Source organism: Arthrobacter sp. CDRTa11 (genome assembly GCF_026427775.1).
Classification (GTDB): Bacteria; Actinomycetota; Actinomycetes; order Actinomycetales; family Micrococcaceae; genus Arthrobacter.
In genome coordinates this window covers 645,779-662,590 of record NZ_CP044532.1, presented here as the reverse complement: position 1 = coordinate 662,590, position 16,812 = coordinate 645,779, and the positions used below count along the sequence as shown (strand labels likewise).

Genomic DNA, 16,812 nt, shown 5'->3' with positions numbered 1-16,812 from the left:
GGTTTCCCTCCATTCGGGAATTGCGGAAAGTTTGGATGGCGGACCCGCGCTGCTGCGTTGAGCGGCAGCACGGGTCCGCGTGGAGGCAAGTGGATACTTGCGTGGTTAGTTGCGTGTTACTTGCGCGGTTCCAGCGACGTCAGGACCAGCACCGTGGTGGGCGCCCGCACTGACAGCGTGGCGTACGGGTTGTCCTCGGTGGGCCAGCCCGTGAACCGGGTGTCGTTGTAGGCGCCCCATTCCGGGCCGGCGAACAGCGGGATGACCGGGGCCTCGGCGCTGTACTCCTCCTGGAGTTTGTCCGCGACGGCGTGCTGGGTGTCCTCGTCCGCCGCGGCGGCGAACTCGGTGAGGAGGCCGTCCGCCGTCGGATCACCGAAGCGGTGGTAGTTCTCGAAGGCCTTCTCCCCCACCGGCTTCACCGTGGACGTTCCCATCAGGCCCGCGAAGAACTTGTACGGGCTGGGGTCGTTGGCGCTCCACACAATGCCGGAGTCAAAGTCGCCCGTCTCATAGCCGGCCACCACGGCGGCCCAGTCCGGGGAATCCACCTTGACGGTGACGCCCACCTCGGCGAGGTTCTGCGCGATCACGTTGGCCACGGAGAGCCAGTCAGAGGAAGCGGCACCCACGGAAATCTTGAATTCGAAGGGCTTGCCGTCCTTGAAGACACGCTTGCCGTCCGCGCCCTTGGCGTAGCCGGCGTCGTCAAGCAGCTTGTTCGCCGCGTCGACGTCCAGCTTGGTCCAGTCGCAGTCCTCCTGGACCTTCTTGTTCTTCCATGTTTCGTAGTTCCCGGACAGCCCCGTGCAGTCGGCGGGCTTGGTGTAGCCGCTCATGCCGATCTTGGTGACCTGTTCACGGTCCACGGCCATGCTGAGGGCCTTGCGGACGTTCGCGTCATCGAACGGGGCCTTGGTGGTGTTCAGCTGCCAGTTGATCATCGAACCCGTGGGCGGGAACCAGTACCTGCGGTGGTCCGGGTCCTTGGAGATGAACGTCTTTTCGATGTTGGGCATGTACTGCGGAGCCCAGTCCACGTCGCCGTTGGCAGCGGCGAGGTTGGCGCCGTCGTTTCCGGCAAACGCGAGCATCTTGATGCCGGCGATCTTCTGCTTTTCCGGCTGCCAGTAGTTCGGGTTCTTCTTCAGCACAAAGGACTGCGCCTGGAAGGTGTCCACCTCGGTGTAGGGGCCGGTGCCCACGGGCTTTTCGTTGGCGTCCTTCTCAGGATCGGCGATCTTGGACCAGACGTGGTCGGGCAGGATACTCAGCTGGCCCAGGTCGAACAGGGCCGGCGACCAGGCAGTCTTGAACGTGAACTTCACCTGGTTCGTGCCCTCGGCAGCAACCGTATCCAGATACTCGTAGCCGCCCTTGATTTTCTTCTGCAGCGCGAACGTGGTCACCACATCAGCGGGAACGAGGGGCTGGCCGTCGGACCATTTCACACCCTCACGGAGCGTGAAGACGACGGACTTGCCGTCCTCTGCAGCCTTCCACTCGCTGGCAAGCCACGGCGTGGTTTCACCCTTGGCGGGGTTGTAGATCAACAGGGATTCGTAGATGGCCTGTTGCGTCATGGGGGCCACGGTGGGGGCAAACGGGTTGAAGTTCCTGACGAAGGTGCCCATGTCCTCCCGCGGAATGGTCAGGAGGGCGCTTTCAGCCGAACCGCCGGCGTTGGACTGGCTGCCCTGGTTGGCCGAGCAGCCGGTGAGCAGCAGGGCACCTACTGCCAGGCTGGCCGCGGTGATGCGGGCAGACCTGAGGAATCGCGATTGTGTCATGATGGATATCTCTTTCCTCTCTTCATCGCTGAAGGTGAAGGTGTGGTTGGGGTTGCTCTTCAGTTGTTGATTTGCCGTCAGACTGAAAAGCGTTCTAGCAGCGGACAGTCGACCATTTGCTGGTGTGCGGTGATCGGCTGTCCTGCTGTAAGGCTTGCGAGTGTCTGGACACCCAGCGCACCCATCTCCTGGAAGGGCAACGCAACCGTTGTCAGTTTGGGCCTGAGGTAGGCCGAAATGAGTTCCTGGTTGTCGAAGCCGATCACGGCGATGTCTTGGGGGATGGCCAGTCCACGTTCCTTGATGGCGTCATAGGCGCCCATGGCCATCCGGTCATTGAGGCAGAACAGTGCCGTTGGCCTGCCTGCTCCGGCCGGAAATTTATCGAGGATTTCGCACGCTGCCTCGTAGCCGCCGTCCGCCGTCGCGTATCCCGAGACCACAAGATCAGGGTCCAGTTCCAGCCCTGCTTCGGCGAGTGCTTCACGGCACCCCTCCAGTCGTCCGACGGCGGCGGGGATGTTCGGATCCAGGTTGATGACACCGATCCTCTTGTGGCCGGCCTGGAGCAAACGCTCGACGGCGATCCGGCCGCCGGCGCGTTCGTCCGGCACGATCGAAGGCAGCTTCCCGTCCGCGTCGAAGCAGTTGATCAGGACAGTGGGCACCTCATGGGTGCTTTTCGGAACGTGCACGGGCCGGTGGAAGGTGGCCGCGTACAGAAGTCCTTCCACCCTTTGTTCCAGCAGCTTTTCCACAGCGGCATCTTCCAGGCCCTGGTTCGGTCCTACGGCATCGGCCTGGTCTGACGGGGCGATGAGCAGGAACTTGCGGTCCAGCCAGGCCTGGTCCTGCGCGCCTTTGATGATGTCGACGGCGAACGGTGCCGTGACGATCTCAGTGACGATTCCATACCAGTCACTGCGCTGCGAAGCCAGGGCCCGGGCGCCGGCGTTCGGCCGGTACCCTAGGGTCTGCACGGCTTCGAGGATACGGTGCTTGGTCTCCTGCGAAATGCTGGTGTCCCCCCGGTTGCTCAGGACGAACGAGACGGCGGTGCGGGACACTCCGGCATGCTTGGCAACATCCGCCATGGTGACGCCGCGTTGTGCAGGGGCTCCCGACGCCGACGGTGCGGACGTGCCGCCATCCACAGCCTGTGCGCGTGCGTTGCTGTTCGCCATTGAATGCTCCGGGATTCTGCTTTGGAGCCAGTCGGGAGACCGGCCTGCTCTGAGTTACTAACGCGCGTTACCAGCTGCGTTGTGATTTAGGTTACGCGCGTTAGTTGATTCCTGTCAACGCCTTGGGCAGGTTTAACTTGAGGGGCCGGCGGCATTCAGAAGCTTGTTGGCAGATCGGAGCCTTGAAGGGCCTGTTCCGCGGACAAGGTTAGGTTCAGGCTTGAGGTAGACGGCTTCGTATTTAGGTAGCCGGTTGTATTGGAAAGGTGTGGTGGCCATGTCTTCCGTCCAGGCTCCCCACGGGAAACAGTCCCGCCGCCTCCGCACAGGTGCCGCCCTCATGACGCTGGCCGGGCTGGCCTTCGTGGGCTACGCCGCCGTCTTCCTGGTGCTCAACTTCACGGGCAGCTTCCTCGAGTTGGGCATCGGCCCCGATCAGGTGGACAAGGGGAAGGCTGATGTGGAGGAGTTCAGCCCGCAGCTGTATCACTACATCAGCCATCTCCACCTCGCCATCAGCGGCTTCATTGCGGCGACAGGGCTGGCCATCGCGGGCCTGTCCTGGTACGGCGTGCGACGAGGAGAAAGCTGGGCCTTCACCACAGCGGTTATCGTCCCGGTTGTCGGGCTCGCCATTTCCGTCCCCGCACACTACCCATTTGGCCTGGCGACGCTGGAGCACCTGGGTCCGGTCTACCTCGCCGTCCTCATATTCGTTGCAGGTGCCGGTGCGGCCTACAGCGGACTGCGGACACGGGAGACTCCAGAGGGGGTAGCACTACCTCCCCAGTGAGCCCTGCGACACGTTGCTGCGAACCCGGTCTCCCCACGCGGTGCTGAGCCGTTCGTACTCTTCGGCCGTCACCGGCAGCACCACACCGTGGCAGGGGTCCTTCGGCAGCCGGAAGTCCTTGGAGGGAGTCCACTGGCCGCCGGCCAGATCGGTCGTCTCGAAGGGAACGTAACGGCGTTCCGGGGTGAACTCGTCCAGCCAGAGGAACCACTTGTCCTCGGTGTTCGACCTGTAGACCAGCGGGCCCTCGCCCCGGCTGATCGCACCGAGGCCGATGCCTTCAGCCAGCAGCTTCCAGTCGGCCGCTGTCAGGGAGTCGGCGGTCTCACAGAAGACAGATTTGCCGTTGGGCGCCTCTCCGCTGCGGGTGCGCTCGTCCTTGAGGAAGCGGTAGTAGAGGCCTTCGTGGCAAATCACGGTGGTGTCGATCGTGGCCCAGCCCCGGTCGATCCAGACGCGTGGCTTGGAGAACTCGCGGAAGTCGCGGGTGGTGGCGTACATGATCCGGTTGTAGCTCTCGCCTTCGTGCTCAACATTGTCATAGAGCTTCGAGGACCAGTGGACCAGATAGGCCTCCTGCTCAGGATCCCAGACCGATTCCGGCGCCCAGGTGTTACCCGCTTCGGGTGGCGCGACCTCAACAAGGCGGCCTTCCCCCCAGTCCACCAGATCCCTCGACTCCCAGACCATGATGGAGCGGCTGCCCCGGCGCTGGTGCCGGTCCCAGTCAAGGCTCGTGTAGAGGCACAGGTCCGTGGCAACCATGTAAAACCGCTCGCCATCAGGGGAACGGACGATGTGAGGGTCGCGTACCCCGCATTCCCCCAAAGCCGAGAACAGGACCGGCTTGCCGCCATTGAGATCGTGGAAGCGAAGCGGGTGGTTCCCCTCGCTCAGGGCAAAATAAATCTGCTCACCGTCCGCTGCTTCATGTTTGAAGTGGACGAAGAGGTACCCCGCATACTCATGGCTGGAACTCATTGATCGGGATCACTCTTTCTGTTCAGGACGTAAACAATACTTGCCCACATTCGTGAAATGACTGGAGCCTAAAGGTCAAATGAATTTTTATAAGGGTAGCTGGCTAGCCACGGCGTGGAGCCAGCTATTGCTAGCAACCAAATTACCAGCCCGCGTAATCATCCGATGTATTCCCTCGCTCGGATAGGTTGTAGGAACTTCTCCAATAATATGGACAGCCGATCTCCATCGTTGTAGTTTTTGTGGAGGCTGTTGGTGGGACAAGGGGTAGTCACACCGATCCTGTCCCCCTCATCCGCAGCGGCACCTCTCTCCCGAGCAAGGATCCAACAGCATGTCCGTGCGACACCGCGTCCTCCTCAACAGGCCCGCAACCCTGTTCATCAACTCTTTCCTCCTTGGCAATGGTTCGACAGGGGCAGCCGTATACGGCACCCCGGCCCGGGAGCGTTTTGAGTTGAACGCCGATACGTTGTGGTCCGGCGGTCCACTTCCTGAACCTTCGATCGAAGGAGGGGCGGAACGTCTTGCCGCCCTCCGCGAGGCCATTCAGTGCGGCGACCATCTCGGCGCAGATGCGGCTGCCGTGGTGTTGCAGGGAAATTCGTGGACGCAGTCCTATCAGCCCGTCGGCGGACTGCTCTGGACCTACGGGAACGAAGGGATTGGGGAGTATCGGCGCTTCCTGGACGTGTCCCAAGCAATTGCCACCACGGAATATAAGTCCGACAGCGGATGGGTCCGCATGGACTCCTTCATCTCCGCGCCGGATGGCGTCCTTGTTTCCACCGCCACAGTGCCAGATACAGGAGAAGTTCTTGGTTCGCTCGATTTCGACGCCCCGCATCCACATACCCGGGTGGAGCGGCGGGTTGAAGATGCCACCGAGTTCCTGTTCGTTTCGGGCAGGGCGCCGGCAAGCGTATTTCCCAACTACGTCCAGGATCCCGCCCCTATCGTTTACGCGGACGACGAACCGGATGATCAAGGATTGGTTGATGCGGGGATGGGGTTTGCCCTCGTCGCATCAATGGAAAGGATCGACGACGGCACGTTGCGGCTGATCGCCGCCATCGAGACCGGATTCCGGGGATATGACCAACGTCCCAGCGCCGACGTCGCGTCCCTCCTCAGGGGTGCAGAGGAAAGGGTCCGCGCGGCACAGGTGCGAAGCACCGAGGATCTCCGGAGGCGGCACATCTCCGACTACCAGAGCTACTTCAACCGCGTCGACCTTGATCTCACAGCATCCAGCGGTGCAGGAGCCTCTGAGGCATCCCGCGCCGAACTGTATTTCCATTTCGGCAGATACCTCCTGATTTCAAGCTCACGCCCCGGCACCGCACCCGCGAATCTACAGGGGATCTGGAACGCCGATGTGCGCCCAGGCTGGAGTGCGAACTACACAACGAACATCAATGCCCAGATGAACTACTGGGGCGCGGAGATCACGGCGCTCCAGGATCTTCACCAGCCGCTGCTGGAGCTGACCCGGGACCTTGCCATAAAGGGCGCGGAAACGGCATACGCGTATTACGGCGTGAAAGGCAGCGTGGTGCACCACAACACCGACATCTGGCGCTTCACCACCCCGGTTTCCGGTGAACCGCAGTGGGCCAACTGGCCCTCTGGCCTGATGTGGCTTGCCACCCATTTCTGGGACCGGACCGACTTTGCCGATGCCAGCCCTGTGGCTGATAAGGCCACCATTGCTGTCCTGGAGCCGGTCGTCGTGTTCGCCCTCGAAATGCTTCAGGACAACGGCGACGGCGGCCTCGCCTTCAGTCCTTCCACCTCACCTGAAAACCGCTTCCATTCCGGTGGCGACACCGCCAGCGTCACCTCCGGAAGTGCCATGGACCAGGAACTTGTCCACGAACTCCTCAGCCACTATCTGTCCCTGGCAAAGACGTGCTCAGCCGCAGACCTTGCCATCGTGGACAGGGCACGGCTGGCCTTTCCACGCATCCTCCCCATCCGCACAGGCAATGATGGCGCCATCCTCGAATGGGGCGATGAATCGAAAGAGCCCGCTGAACCCGGACACCGTCATTTGTCACACCTCTATGGTCTTTATCCAGGTACCCGCATCACGGAGGCAGGAACGCCCGAAGACTTCGCGGCGGTACGCCGGGCGCTGGACACCAGGCTCGCGCACGGCAGCGGTCACACAGGCTGGAGCCAGGCCTGGGTGCTGTGCCTGGCGGCGCGGCTCAGGGACCGGCAGCTTGCGGAAAGGTCCATCTCTACACTGGTGCACCAGCTCAGCTCAGAATCCCTGCTGGACCTGCACCCTCATCCTGAATGGCCGGGCGGCAACATCTTTCAGATCGACGGGAACCTGGGTGCAATTGCCGGACTCGCCGAACTGTTGGTGCAGAGCCACGAAGGTCCAATCAGCCTGCTCAAAACCGTACCCACCGCGTGGACTGCCGGGCGCGTTTCCGGAATCAGGGCCAGAGGTGGTCACAGCGTTGACGTCGAATGGGCCGATGGTGCGCTGGTCCGCGCGTCGGTCCGGCCGTCCTGGGACAGCGAGGTCTGGATCGAAGTGCCCCATGGCCAGGAGGATTTAGCCGTGGTCGATGACAGTGGTGCCCAGGTCCAGGCTTCCCAACGGCCGGCAATTGCGGGGCGGACAGGTATCTCCTGGACGGCCGCCGCCGGACAGTCCTACCTAATCAGTCCTCTGGGCTCCCGCTCCGGTAACCAGCCGCAGGACTAAAGGCAGCGCGTCCGCCCAGTAACCCTCAACGGCGGACGCACGGGCCGGTTAAGGAAAGAGGCCCTCGTGGTTGAGGACAGGTCTGGTTAAGAAGAAAAGCACCAGTTCCGAAGAACTGATGCTTCCCAGTGGTGGCTCCGACCGGCGTCGATCCGGTGACCTTTCGATTTTCAGTCGAACGCTCTACCAACTGAGCTACAGAGCCTAGGTGACTAGTCACCATGACGGCCGGAATTGCTTCCGGCAATCAGAGCGACCCTGACGGGACTTGAACCCGCGACCTCCGCCGTGACAGGGCGGCGCGCTAACCAACTGCGCTACAGGGCCTTGCTTTTTCTTGCTTCCGCGGTATCTCTACCGCTTTTTTCAAGGCTTCCAGCCTACCAGACTTTCACATCCGGCCTGACCAGCTCCTTGCGTACCCCCAACGGGATTCGAACCCGTGCCGCCGCCGTGAAAGGGCGGTGTCCTAGGCCGCTAGACGATGGGGGCCAGAACCCGTTCGGAGCAAAATAAAAAGGCTTCAAGCCGAGGCTCTCAGTCTTTGTCCTTTGCTGTTCCTCCGAACTGGACTCTAAAACTATAGGGCCTTGGTGGGAATTATCCAAAATCGGCTTCCGGCTAGGTGAACAAAGCAGCAGTCAGCGGCGAAGATGGACAGATGGATGCCGTTGCCGCACTGAATGAGATTGCGTTCTGGCTGGAACGTGGACGGGCTGCCACCTTCAAGGTGCAGGCGTTCCGTAAAGCGGCCGCCGCCATTGCCGCCCTGGAGCCGGACGAGCTCGCGGCCAGGGCACGTGATGGCCGGCTCAAAAGCATGAAGGGCATCGGGGACCGGACCTATCAGGTCATCCGCCAGGCCGTGGACGGGGAGGTTCCCGACTACCTCCAGGACCTGCGGCAGCGCGGAACCGGTGCGCTTGCCGAAGGCGGCGGTGAGCTCCTGCGCACCCTTCGCGGCGACCTGCACACGCACAGTGACTGGTCCGACGGCGGCTCCCCCATTGCCGCCATGGCTGAGGCAGCGCGCGTCCTGGGCAGGGAGTACCTGGCGCTCACCGACCACTCGCCCAATCTAAAAATCGCCAACGGCCTCAGCGCGGAGCGCCTCATGGAACAGCTCGACGTCGTTGCCGCCATCAACTCGGACGGCACCACAGGCAGTGGCGCCACAGGAAGTGGGTCCACAGCCGGAAACAATTTCCGTCTCCTGACGGGAATCGAGGTGGACATCCTGGAGACCGGTGAACTGGACCAGGCTCCGGAGCTGCTGGACCGGCTGGATGTTGTAGTGGCAAGTGTCCACTCCAAGCTCCGCTCCGACCGCACCACCATGACCAGGCGCATGCTCAAAGGCATCCAGGACCCGCACACCAACGTCCTGGGCCACTGCACCGGACGACTGGTGGAGGGATCGCGCGGCCTGCGGCCGCCTTCTGAATTCGATGCGAGGAAGGTCTTCGCCGCCTGCGCCGAAAACAACGTGGCCGTGGAGATCAACTCCCGCCCGGAGCGGCAGGACCCGCCGGACGAGCTGATCCAGTTGGCCCTCGACGCCGGCTGCCTGTTTTCCATCGACAGCGATGCCCATGCCCCGGGGCAGCTGGATTTCCTCCAGTACGGCGCGGCGCGTGCCGAGCTGAACAACGTGCCGGCGGAGCGCATCGTGACCACCTGGCCCCTGGAGCGGCTTCTGGAGTGGTCCCGGGGCTAGGAAACTCCGTCACCGCACCGGCCAGTGGCTGCTGGAGCACGGCCGCTAACCACGCTCAACGACATTGGCAGAAACTCGACTAGACGTGGCCGATTTCCGCCAGCTGTCCGCGGCGGCGCAGCGCTAGATTGGCAGCATGGCTTCCACCCGAACACGCACTCGACGCTCCTCGGCCCCCCTCCCTGCAGGCAACCCGGTCAACGCTCTTGGCGTGGCGGCCGTCGTGGTAACTGTGGTCCTCTGGGCATCAGCTTTTGTGGGTATCCGGGCCATCGGCCCCGACTTTTCCCCCGGCCCCCTGACGCTGGGCAGGCTGGCGGTTGCCGCCGTCGTGCTTGGTGTCCTGGTGCTTCCACAGCTGCTGAAGAGCAGGCTTCTGCCGCAGGGCCGGGAATGGTGGCCCATCGTGGCCTACGGCGTGATGTGGTTCGGCGGCTACAACGTTGCGCTCAACGCCGCCGAGCACCTCCTGGACGCCGGGACCAGTGCCATGCTGATCAACGTCTCCCCCATCCTCATCGCCGTTTTGGCAGGATTTTTCCTCAAGGAAGGCTTCCCCCGCTGGCTGATTATTGGCAGCCTGGTGGCCTTCGGCGGGGTAGCGCTGATCGCCCTCGGATCCGGCGCAGCTCCCGCAGCGGGGCAAAGTTCGACGTCGTATGTTGCGGGCGTGCTGCTATGCCTCCTTGCCGCTGTTCTCGCCTCGGTCAGCGTGATCATCCAGAAGCCCGTGCTGCGGAAGTTCCCGGCGGGCCAGGCCACCTGGTTCGGGATCGTGGTGGGCGCCCTGTGCTGCCTGCCGTTCACGGGGCAACTGGTGTCCGAACTGCAGGCGGCACCGCTGCCGGCAACGTTGGGGCTTGTGTATCTGGGTGTTTTCCCCACCGCGATCGCCTTCACCACATGGGCGTATGCGTTGTCCTTGATCGACGCCGGAAAAATGGCCGCCACCACGTATCTGGTGCCAGGCGCCACCATCCTGATCTCGTGGCTGGTCCTCAGCGAGATCCCCACCATCTGGGGCCTGGTGGGAGGCGTGGTCTGCCTGGTGGGCGTCGGCCTCACCCGGCGCAAATCCCGCACACCCTCCGTGTCTTGACTGTTTGTCCTTGACCGCCGCCGCCTCAGCGGCAGGGAAGTTCCGGCTTTCCCGCTAGAGTCAGAATATGCCCGCCAACCTGCCGCCCGGACTTCCCATCGTCCCGGATGGTCCACCGGATTCCGGACCTTTTGACATGTCCGACGACGACTTTGAATCCGCTGTCACCGATGCCCTCAACCGGATTCCCGCCAAGATTGCGAGCGCCATGGACAACGTGGCAGTCTTCATCGAGGATGACTACGTGCCCCGGCCCGGCGAAGATCCGGACACCGTCCTGCTGGGACTCTACGAGGGCGTGCCGCTGACTGAACGTGACTCGTGGTGGGACGCGGGTTCGCTCCCGGACCGAATCACCATCTTCCGCCAGCCCATCCTGGAGATCTGCGGATCCCGTGACGAGGTGATTGAGGAGGTGGCCGTGACGGTGGTTCATGAGATCGCCCACCACTTCGGCATTGGTGAAGAACGGCTGCACGAGCTGGGCTGGGACTAACCTGAGCGGGCCAGTCACTGTTTACCTCACGTTGAGCCGGCCCATCTGGGACTAGCCTTAGAGGCATGGGACACGACCACAGCCATACGCATGGGATCACGGCCACGGGCCGGCACCGCAAGCGCCTTGTAGCCGTTTTGGCCATCACACTGGCTGTGGTCCTGGTCCAGGTGGCAGGGGCGGCGCTCTCCGGGTCCCTGGCCCTCCTGGCTGACGCAGGCCACATGCTGTCCGACGCTGCGGGCGTCACCATTGCGCTTCTCGCGTCGTGGATTGCGGGCCGTCCGGCCAGCGACTTGAGAACGTACGGTTACCAGCGGGCCGAGGTCCTGGCGGCGCTGGCCAACGCCCTGATCCTGATCGTCATCTCCGTGATCATCTTCACCGAGGCGATCCGGCGTTTCGGATCTGCTCCCGAGGTACAAACGGACATCATGCTGGGGGCTGCCATCCTGGGAGCGCTGGCCAATCTGGTGTCCCTGCTGATCCTGCGGGGTGCACACCAAGACAGCCTGAACGTCCGGGGAGCCTACCTGGAAGTACTGGGCGACCTGCTGGGGTCCTTGGCAGTCATTGTGGCCGCAGTGGTGATCCTGACCACGGGTTACCACGCCGCTGACACCATTGCCTCCGTGCTCATTGCCCTGATGATCCTGCCGCGCGCCTGGAGCCTGCTCCGCGATGTGGTGGATGTCCTGCTTGAAGCGAGCCCCAAGGGTGTGGAGGTTCAGATGATCCGCGAGCACATCCTGTCCGTTGAGGGCGTGGTGGACGTTCACGACATCCACATCTGGACCATCACCTCCGGGGTACCGGTGTTCTCCGCCCACGTGGTTCTTGAGGATGGAGTGCTCACTGCCCGCGGCGCCGACCAGGTGCTGGACAAGCTCATCACCTGCCTTGGCTCCCACTTCGACACCGAGCACTGCACGTTCCAGCTTGAGCCCGCCAGCCACCTTGAACACGAGGCGCATCAGCACGCCTAACCTCAACGCTTTACGGGCAGCGTGGGCTTCGCAGCCACACCCAGCGGCGATGGCTGCCGGCCACCCACCACGTCTTGCCATCAACGCCAACACGGCGCAGCCCCGCCCACCGCGCCGGGATCCGGTGACCGTCGGGCGCCGCACTTGTCCCGATCCGCAACATCAGCACTTCCCGGGTGGCGTCGCCGGGCAGCCTGCCGATGCCCTCCAGGAAGCCGATCAGCCTCACCCCGTCGGCGTAATAGCCAGGTTCCGGACCTTCGCCCGGATGATTGGCACTGTGCCAGCTGCCAAACAACTCCATCAAGCCGGGGTTTGCCCGGATGGCGCCCGCCAGGGCTGGAAAGTGGTAGCCAATGCCGCCCAGCCTCTTGCGTTCAAGGCCACGCCGGACGGCCGCCACCTGCAGGGGGTCGAAGCCTTCAGGCACCGGCCCCTTCGCCACGAGCGCCTCAACGAGCTCCCGCTGGCTGGCGGCGAGGCGTAAACGCGCAGCGGCGAGCACCTGCGCGCCAGTACCGTCCCAGCTTCCGGAGTCCACGCCGTCCGGATCCGAGGGACTGCCTGTTCCTGCAGTCATTCCGGAAGCTGCCCGGCCGTTGCACCGGGGGTGACACGGGGCAGGCCTGCGGCGTCGGCGATGGCGTCCAGCTCGGCAAAAAACACCGCTTCGGGAGGGAACTTGCCGTCGCGTTCGAGCATCAGCGGCACGGGTCCTGTCGATTGAAGGAGTTCGCCGCCGAGTTCCAGGACCTCCCGCGGGACCGGGTCCTGATGGGTGTCCTGGTAGAGACCGTCCATCACGCTTCCTCCCGCAATGTGGCAATAGGCGATGCGCTCAAGCGGAAACTCAAGCAACGCCGCAAGCGGGTCGCGGCCATGGTTCACTGCATTGGCATACACGTTCGCGACGTCGAGCACCAGCAAAGCGTCTGTCCGTTCCAGCAGCTCGGTCAGGAACTGGCCCTCGGTCATGGTGTTGTCCGGCCACTCGGCCAGCGCCGCGATGGGTTCCAGTGCCAGCGGAACCTCCAGCCCGTCCACAGCCTGCCGGATGTTGGCCGTCAGCACCAATAGCGAGTCAAGGCTCCGCGGCACCGGCAGCAGATGGCCGGCCTCGAGCATGTCCGCATGCGGGGCCCCCGGCGGGGCAGGACTCCCGGCCCGCACGAACGCAATGTGTTCGCTGACCAGGGGCGCCCGGATGGCCTCCCCCACCCGGCGCAAATGCGCCAGGCGGGACTGGTCCACCTCTGCGGCCGAGCCCAGCGACAGTGAGATTCCATGCGCGACGGCGGTGCTGCCGCCGTCGACCAGCTGTTGGAGGTCAGGAGGCACGTCTATTCCGGAACCATGATCATGCAGGTTCTCGGCCACAACCTCAACGAAAGACAGGCCGTTCAGGCGGCCAATGGACTCTGCCAGGCTGGAACGCCAGCCGATGCCCAGGCCCGGCTGAAGCAGTCCTGCCTCAACCACCACAACCGCCGCCGCCGCAGCCACCGCTGCTGCCGCTGCTGCATGAGGAGCTTCCGGACGATGAGGAGGATGCGGAGGATGAGCCGGAATCGCCGTAGTACATTCCACCGCCGGCGGCTGTCCCTGCGGCGGGGATCCCCATGGCCGAGGCATAGGCCGGAGCCGCAATCCATAACCCGGCTGTGCCAAAGAGCGCCGCCCCAAGTGCCACCCGGGCGGGACGAACGCCGTCGTAGCCCGCTTTCCTGCCGGGCCGGAGGTCCTGGTTCTCGCGCCGCAGTTCGCGCAGCGCCTTGATTCCTGGATGAGTGATGGTGGGGATCTTGACGGCCAGTACAAACAGCAGGAAGACGCCCGCAATGACCGCACCCACCAGATACGCGGTGTCCCTGCCGTTGATCATCCCTGCGACGATCCGGGCAACACCCAGCGCCAGGAACCCGATGGCAACCCATTTCAGGATCCGCAGAAAACCCATGACTCCGCGGCTGCGCAGCAGTCCCCGCCCGGCGAGCTGTTGATGCCTGGACCTGAGCTGGAACGAAACGGCCGGATCCAGCAGGCACTCCCTGATGGAGGCAGTGGAATTCAGCACGGGACCGGCAACTGCCTGCAGCAAAGGGTCCAGCCGGTTTGCTCGCAGGAACTCCGCTTCCTCGCCATGGCGCCCCGCCTTGTGATCCGTCCATACCCAATGGCTGATTGCCACGGCGTGGAACGGGCCGCCGCTCAGGTACGCCAGATCGAGCGGCAGGAGGGTGTGGGGGTCAACTTTTGGACGAACGGGTATCAGACCGCCGGTGAACAGCCGGACCAGGAAAATGGTGGCGGCCAGCAACAGCCCAATGCTCAGATACCACCCCAGGAAATCCGCGCCCTCAATGCCCCATGTCGGCTCCACTAGCCCCCCTGTCAGTGTTGTCGTTCCCCAATGTTACGGGCCCGAACGGCGTTCCGTTATGGGTTGGACTGTCCATGTGCCCGGCTCAAATGAAGCCGACACGCCGAGGCAAATAACCAGCCCGCCAACCGCCTGTTGTTAATGTTATTGATGTGACAGTTGTTGCCATTGTGCATCCTGTCACGTAGCCTCGGACTGCTGGGCGATGGGCAGCGGGGCATCTTTGTGCCGCATACAAGCCTCGATCACCAGCCTTACTGTGCTGCGAGGTTTTGACATGGGTTTGACCGCACCGGGCCGGAAGGCCGCCGTATGGTGCGCCGCCGTCGTGCTTCTGGGAACTCTCGCACTGCCGGCTCAAGCCGCTCCCCTGCCACAGGCACCCGCCGTCCAGCTTCCGGCCGCCCCGGAGATTCCCAGCCCCGAGGACATCGCCGCGGCCAAAGCCAGTGAAAGCGCGACGGCGGATCAGGTGGCGGCCATCGAGCGCATCCTGTCGGACGCAGCCACAGCCCAGCAGGCCACTTTCGCGTTGTCACTGCAGGCAAATAACTCCTATGGCGACGCCTTGGTTGAGCAGCAGTCCCGGCAGTCCGCCGCGGTGGCTGCCACGGCGAGAGCCCAGGCAGCCCAGCACGAGCAGGACAAAACGCGCAAGGAGGTGGGGCAGCTTGCCGGCGATCTTTACCGCAACGGCGGCATGAACCCGGCCCTGAGCACGTTCATGGGGGGCGGCGACGTCCTGCAGCAGGCCGCCACACTGGAGGCCATCTCGGCCAGCCGGAGCCGCGCCTTCCAGTCAGCCGAAACTGCCGCCACCACCTTCAAGTCCCTGACTGCTGCCGCCGATGATGCCAACCGGGCGGCAGAAGATGCAGCAAGGAACGCTGAAGTCCGCAAGGAGGAGGCTGAACAGGCCAACGCCGCCCAGGTGAAGGCCGTAGCGGAGGCTACGGCACAGCGGGCAGTCCTGGTGGATCAGCTGGCACAGCTGAGGAACACCACGGTTGCCTTGGAATCTGCGCGCGTTGATGCCCTGGACAGGCAGCGGGACGCGGCCAGGCTTGCCGCACTGACCGCAGCAGCGGATCAGGCCGCAGCAGCAGAGGCGGCGGCTGGTCGGGCGGCTGGTCCACGGGCTGTGGCGCCGGCTGCTCCCGCACCTGCCGCGCCGGCACCGGCAGCTCCCGCGCCTGCGGTCCCCGGCCCCGCTGCTCCCGGCCCAGCTGCTCCGGCTCCCGCTCCCGCTCCCGCTCCACAGCCTCCTGCAGTTCCAGCTCCCGGCGTTCCGGCAGCTCCCGCTCCACTAGTTCCTGCTCCCGTTGCACCCGCTCCCGTTGCGCCTGCGCCTTCGCCTTCGCCTTCGCCCGGAGGTTCCAATGAGACCGCCATCTCCGTGGCAATGACCAAGGTGGGAGCACCCTACTTCTACCAATGGGGCGGGACCGGGCCGTATGGCTTTGACTGCTCCGGCCTGGTGCAGACAGCATTCGCCGCGGCCGGCAAATACCTGCCCCGCACGGCGGCGCAGCAGTATTCCTCAGCCCCGGTGCATGTACCCATCTCGCAGGCCCAGCGAGGCGACCTGTTGGTGTGGGGCTCGGCGCCGAACTTCTATCACGTGGCAATTTACCTGGGAAACGGCCAGGTGGTGCAGGCCCTGAATCCGAATGAAGGAATCGCCGTGACCCAGCTGAGCCGGATGGCCGGCATGCAGCTTCATCCCTACGCCGCCCGCTACTAGCCCTTGCTAACGACTTCCAGCTAAAAGAACCCGAGCGGCCCCCTCAGGAGAGCACATCCTTGGTGACGAACCTCCCGTAGGCCAGCGCGCCAAACACGGCCACATACCCGGCTTGCAGCAGGGCATTGCTGGCAAACGAATCCCACAGCACAGGCTCCCGCAGGATATCTCCAAAGCCAAACCAGTAGTGGCTGAAAAGCCAGGGGTGCAGCCACTCGAGCTGCGGCAACTGGTCCAGGACCTGTGACACCACCGACACCACCACCGTGGCCGCCATCGCACCGACAGGGACCACGGTAAGGGTGGACAGGAACAGGCCGATTGCCGAGAGACCGGCAAGGGACACCGAGAGATAACACGCGATCAGCACCAGCCGCAGTGCCGCTTCCGGTGGTTGGACCACGTCCCCGGACAGCAGCGTCACCGGGCCGATAGGAAACAGCGAGGCCCCAATCGCAGTTCCCGCGAGGGCCACGGTAACGGGCGCGGCGACGCAGAAGGCCAGCGCACCGGCGTACTTCACCAGGAGCAGCCGCACCCTCCCGGCAGGAGCCACCAGGAGATAGCGCAGGGTGCCAAGGCTCGCCTCGCCGGCGATCGTGTCGCCGGCAACCACCCCGATGGTGAGGGGCAGGAACAGGGGAACCGAAACCAGCATGGCGGTGACCGCCACAAAGAGCCCGTTCTGGGTGATCCGGTCCAGGAAAGCGGGCCCCCGCCCCGGCGGCACCGTGGAAGAAAGCCGGACGGCGACGGCGATCAGCACCGGTATCGCGGCCAGTGCCAGCAGCATCGCCCAGGTTCTCCGGCGGCGGAACAGCACCTTCAGTTCGGACGCCAGCAGCGACAGGCTTGATGGCGCGGCCGCGCCGCCTCGTGCGGCTCCGGGCCGGCCGCCGGCCTCACGTCCCTGTACG

Annotated in this window: 14 protein-coding genes and 3 tRNA genes; 7 read left to right on the top strand and 10 right to left on the bottom strand. The window is 64.0% G+C overall.

The features are described from left to right. Positions 1-116 precede the first annotated feature (116 nt). Positions 117-1,790 (bottom strand): ABC transporter substrate-binding protein, encoded by a 1,674-nt coding sequence (locus F8G81_RS03075; RefSeq protein ID WP_267277566.1) that lies wholly within the window; start codon positions 1,788-1,790, stop codon positions 117-119. 77 nt (positions 1,791-1,867) lie between these two features. Continuing rightward, positions 1,868-2,884 (bottom strand): LacI family DNA-binding transcriptional regulator, encoded by a 1,017-nt coding sequence (locus F8G81_RS03070; protein WP_323809246.1) that lies wholly within the window; start codon positions 2,882-2,884, stop codon positions 1,868-1,870. Between the two features lie 367 nt (positions 2,885-3,251). Here F8G81_RS03070 and F8G81_RS03065 point away from each other — a divergent pair, with 367 nt between their 5' ends. Further along, a complete protein-coding gene (locus F8G81_RS03065; RefSeq protein WP_267277564.1) occupies positions 3,252-3,767 on the top strand; it encodes a hypothetical protein in 516 nt (171 codons plus the stop codon). On the opposite strand, the gene F8G81_RS03060 is transcribed toward F8G81_RS03065, so the two are convergent. Then, the gene (locus tag F8G81_RS03060) at positions 3,753-4,748 is read right to left on the bottom strand and encodes a glycoside hydrolase family 43 protein (protein WP_267277563.1); all 996 of its coding nucleotides are present in this window, start codon (positions 4,746-4,748) and stop codon (positions 3,753-3,755) included. The two genes, F8G81_RS03065 and F8G81_RS03060, sit on opposite strands and share 15 nt — an antisense overlap. 334 nt (positions 4,749-5,082) lie before the next feature. Here F8G81_RS03060 and F8G81_RS03055 point away from each other — a divergent pair, with 334 nt between their 5' ends. Further along, complete coding sequence (locus tag F8G81_RS03055) at positions 5,083-7,473, top strand: glycosyl hydrolase family 95 catalytic domain-containing protein (RefSeq protein ID WP_267277562.1); 2,391 nt, start codon at positions 5,083-5,085, stop codon at positions 7,471-7,473. 129 nt (positions 7,474-7,602) lie between these two features. On the opposite strand, the gene F8G81_RS03050 is transcribed toward F8G81_RS03055, so the two are convergent. The 3 genes from F8G81_RS03050 to F8G81_RS03040 all read right to left on the bottom strand — a co-directional run bounded on the left by F8G81_RS03050 (position 7,603) and on the right by F8G81_RS03040 (position 7,965). Then, positions 7,603-7,678, bottom strand: a tRNA-Phe gene (locus F8G81_RS03050). 48 nt (positions 7,679-7,726) lie between these two features. After that, positions 7,727-7,800, bottom strand: a tRNA-Asp gene (locus F8G81_RS03045). Positions 7,801-7,892: 92 nt separating this feature from the next. Beyond that, a tRNA-Glu gene (locus tag F8G81_RS03040) sits at positions 7,893-7,965 on the bottom strand. 169 nt (positions 7,966-8,134) lie between these two features. Between F8G81_RS03040 and F8G81_RS03035 the strand changes: the two genes are divergently transcribed. The 4 genes from F8G81_RS03035 to F8G81_RS03020 all read left to right on the top strand — a co-directional run bounded on the left by F8G81_RS03035 (position 8,135) and on the right by F8G81_RS03020 (position 11,771). Continuing rightward, positions 8,135-9,190 (top strand): PHP domain-containing protein, encoded by a 1,056-nt coding sequence (locus tag F8G81_RS03035; RefSeq protein ID WP_267279389.1) that lies wholly within the window; start codon positions 8,135-8,137, stop codon positions 9,188-9,190. A gap of 136 nt (positions 9,191-9,326) precedes the next feature. Further along, positions 9,327-10,289, top strand: coding sequence for a DMT family transporter (locus F8G81_RS03030; protein WP_267277561.1), 963 nt, complete (start codon positions 9,327-9,329; stop codon positions 10,287-10,289). 67 nt (positions 10,290-10,356) lie between these two features. Continuing rightward, positions 10,357-10,785 carry a metallopeptidase family protein gene (locus tag F8G81_RS03025; RefSeq protein ID WP_267277560.1) on the top strand — a complete coding sequence of 143 codons (429 nt, stop codon included), beginning with the start codon at positions 10,357-10,359 and terminating at the stop codon, positions 10,783-10,785. Between the two features lie 65 nt (positions 10,786-10,850). Continuing rightward, on the top strand, positions 10,851-11,771 hold the full coding sequence (locus F8G81_RS03020; protein WP_267277559.1) for a cation diffusion facilitator family transporter: 921 nt from the start codon (positions 10,851-10,853) through the stop codon (positions 11,769-11,771). Positions 11,772-11,781: 10 nt separating this feature from the next. Here F8G81_RS03020 and F8G81_RS03015 read toward each other — a convergent pair whose 3' ends face one another. Genes F8G81_RS03015 through F8G81_RS03005 form a run of 3 tightly spaced genes read right to left on the bottom strand, consistent with a single transcriptional unit; the run spans position 11,782 to position 14,151 of the window. Next, on the bottom strand, positions 11,782-12,351 hold the full coding sequence (locus tag F8G81_RS03015; RefSeq protein ID WP_267277558.1) for a hypothetical protein: 570 nt from the start codon (positions 12,349-12,351) through the stop codon (positions 11,782-11,784). Beyond that, positions 12,348-13,274, bottom strand: coding sequence for a DUF692 domain-containing protein (locus tag F8G81_RS03010; protein WP_267277557.1), 927 nt, complete (start codon positions 13,272-13,274; stop codon positions 12,348-12,350). Before F8G81_RS03010 ends, F8G81_RS03015 begins: the two co-directional genes overlap by 4 nt. Then, the gene (locus F8G81_RS03005; RefSeq protein ID WP_267277556.1) at positions 13,243-14,151 is read right to left on the bottom strand and encodes a TIGR04222 domain-containing membrane protein; all 909 of its coding nucleotides are present in this window, start codon (positions 14,149-14,151) and stop codon (positions 13,243-13,245) included. Before F8G81_RS03005 ends, F8G81_RS03010 begins: the two co-directional genes overlap by 32 nt. A 277-nt stretch (positions 14,152-14,428) precedes the next feature. On the opposite strand from F8G81_RS03005, the gene F8G81_RS03000 reads away from it, so the two are divergent. Next, positions 14,429-15,895, top strand: a complete 1,467-nt coding sequence (locus tag F8G81_RS03000; RefSeq protein ID WP_267277555.1) for a C40 family peptidase — start codon at positions 14,429-14,431, stop codon at positions 15,893-15,895. 43 nt (positions 15,896-15,938) lie between these two features. Here F8G81_RS03000 and F8G81_RS02995 read toward each other — a convergent pair whose 3' ends face one another. Continuing rightward, positions 15,939-16,736, bottom strand: a complete 798-nt coding sequence (locus F8G81_RS02995; protein ID WP_416377160.1) for an ABC transporter permease — start codon at positions 16,734-16,736, stop codon at positions 15,939-15,941. Between the last annotated feature and the right edge of the window lie 76 nt (positions 16,737-16,812).

Coding starts and splice junctions, on each gene's coding strand:
- F8G81_RS03070 (WP_323809246.1), bottom strand. CDS start 2,884: ATGGCGGATGTTGCCAAGCATGCCGGAGTGTCCCGCACCGCCGTCTCG.
- F8G81_RS03015 (WP_267277558.1), bottom strand. CDS start 12,351: ATGACTGCAGGAACAGGCAGTCCCTCGGATCCGGACGGCGTGGACTCC.
- F8G81_RS03075 (WP_267277566.1), bottom strand. CDS start 1,790: ATGACACAATCGCGATTCCTCAGGTCTGCCCGCATCACCGCGGCCAGC.
- F8G81_RS03065 (WP_267277564.1), top strand. CDS start 3,252: ATGTCTTCCGTCCAGGCTCCCCACGGGAAACAGTCCCGCCGCCTCCGC.
- F8G81_RS03000 (WP_267277555.1), top strand. CDS start 14,429: ATGGGTTTGACCGCACCGGGCCGGAAGGCCGCCGTATGGTGCGCCGCC.
- F8G81_RS03025 (WP_267277560.1), top strand. CDS start 10,357: ATGCCCGCCAACCTGCCGCCCGGACTTCCCATCGTCCCGGATGGTCCA.
- F8G81_RS03035 (WP_267279389.1), top strand. CDS start 8,135: ATGGATGCCGTTGCCGCACTGAATGAGATTGCGTTCTGGCTGGAACGT.
- F8G81_RS03020 (WP_267277559.1), top strand. CDS start 10,851: ATGGGACACGACCACAGCCATACGCATGGGATCACGGCCACGGGCCGG.
- F8G81_RS03055 (WP_267277562.1), top strand. CDS start 5,083: ATGTCCGTGCGACACCGCGTCCTCCTCAACAGGCCCGCAACCCTGTTC.
- F8G81_RS03060 (WP_267277563.1), bottom strand. CDS start 4,748: ATGAGTTCCAGCCATGAGTATGCGGGGTACCTCTTCGTCCACTTCAAA.
- F8G81_RS03030 (WP_267277561.1), top strand. CDS start 9,327: ATGGCTTCCACCCGAACACGCACTCGACGCTCCTCGGCCCCCCTCCCT.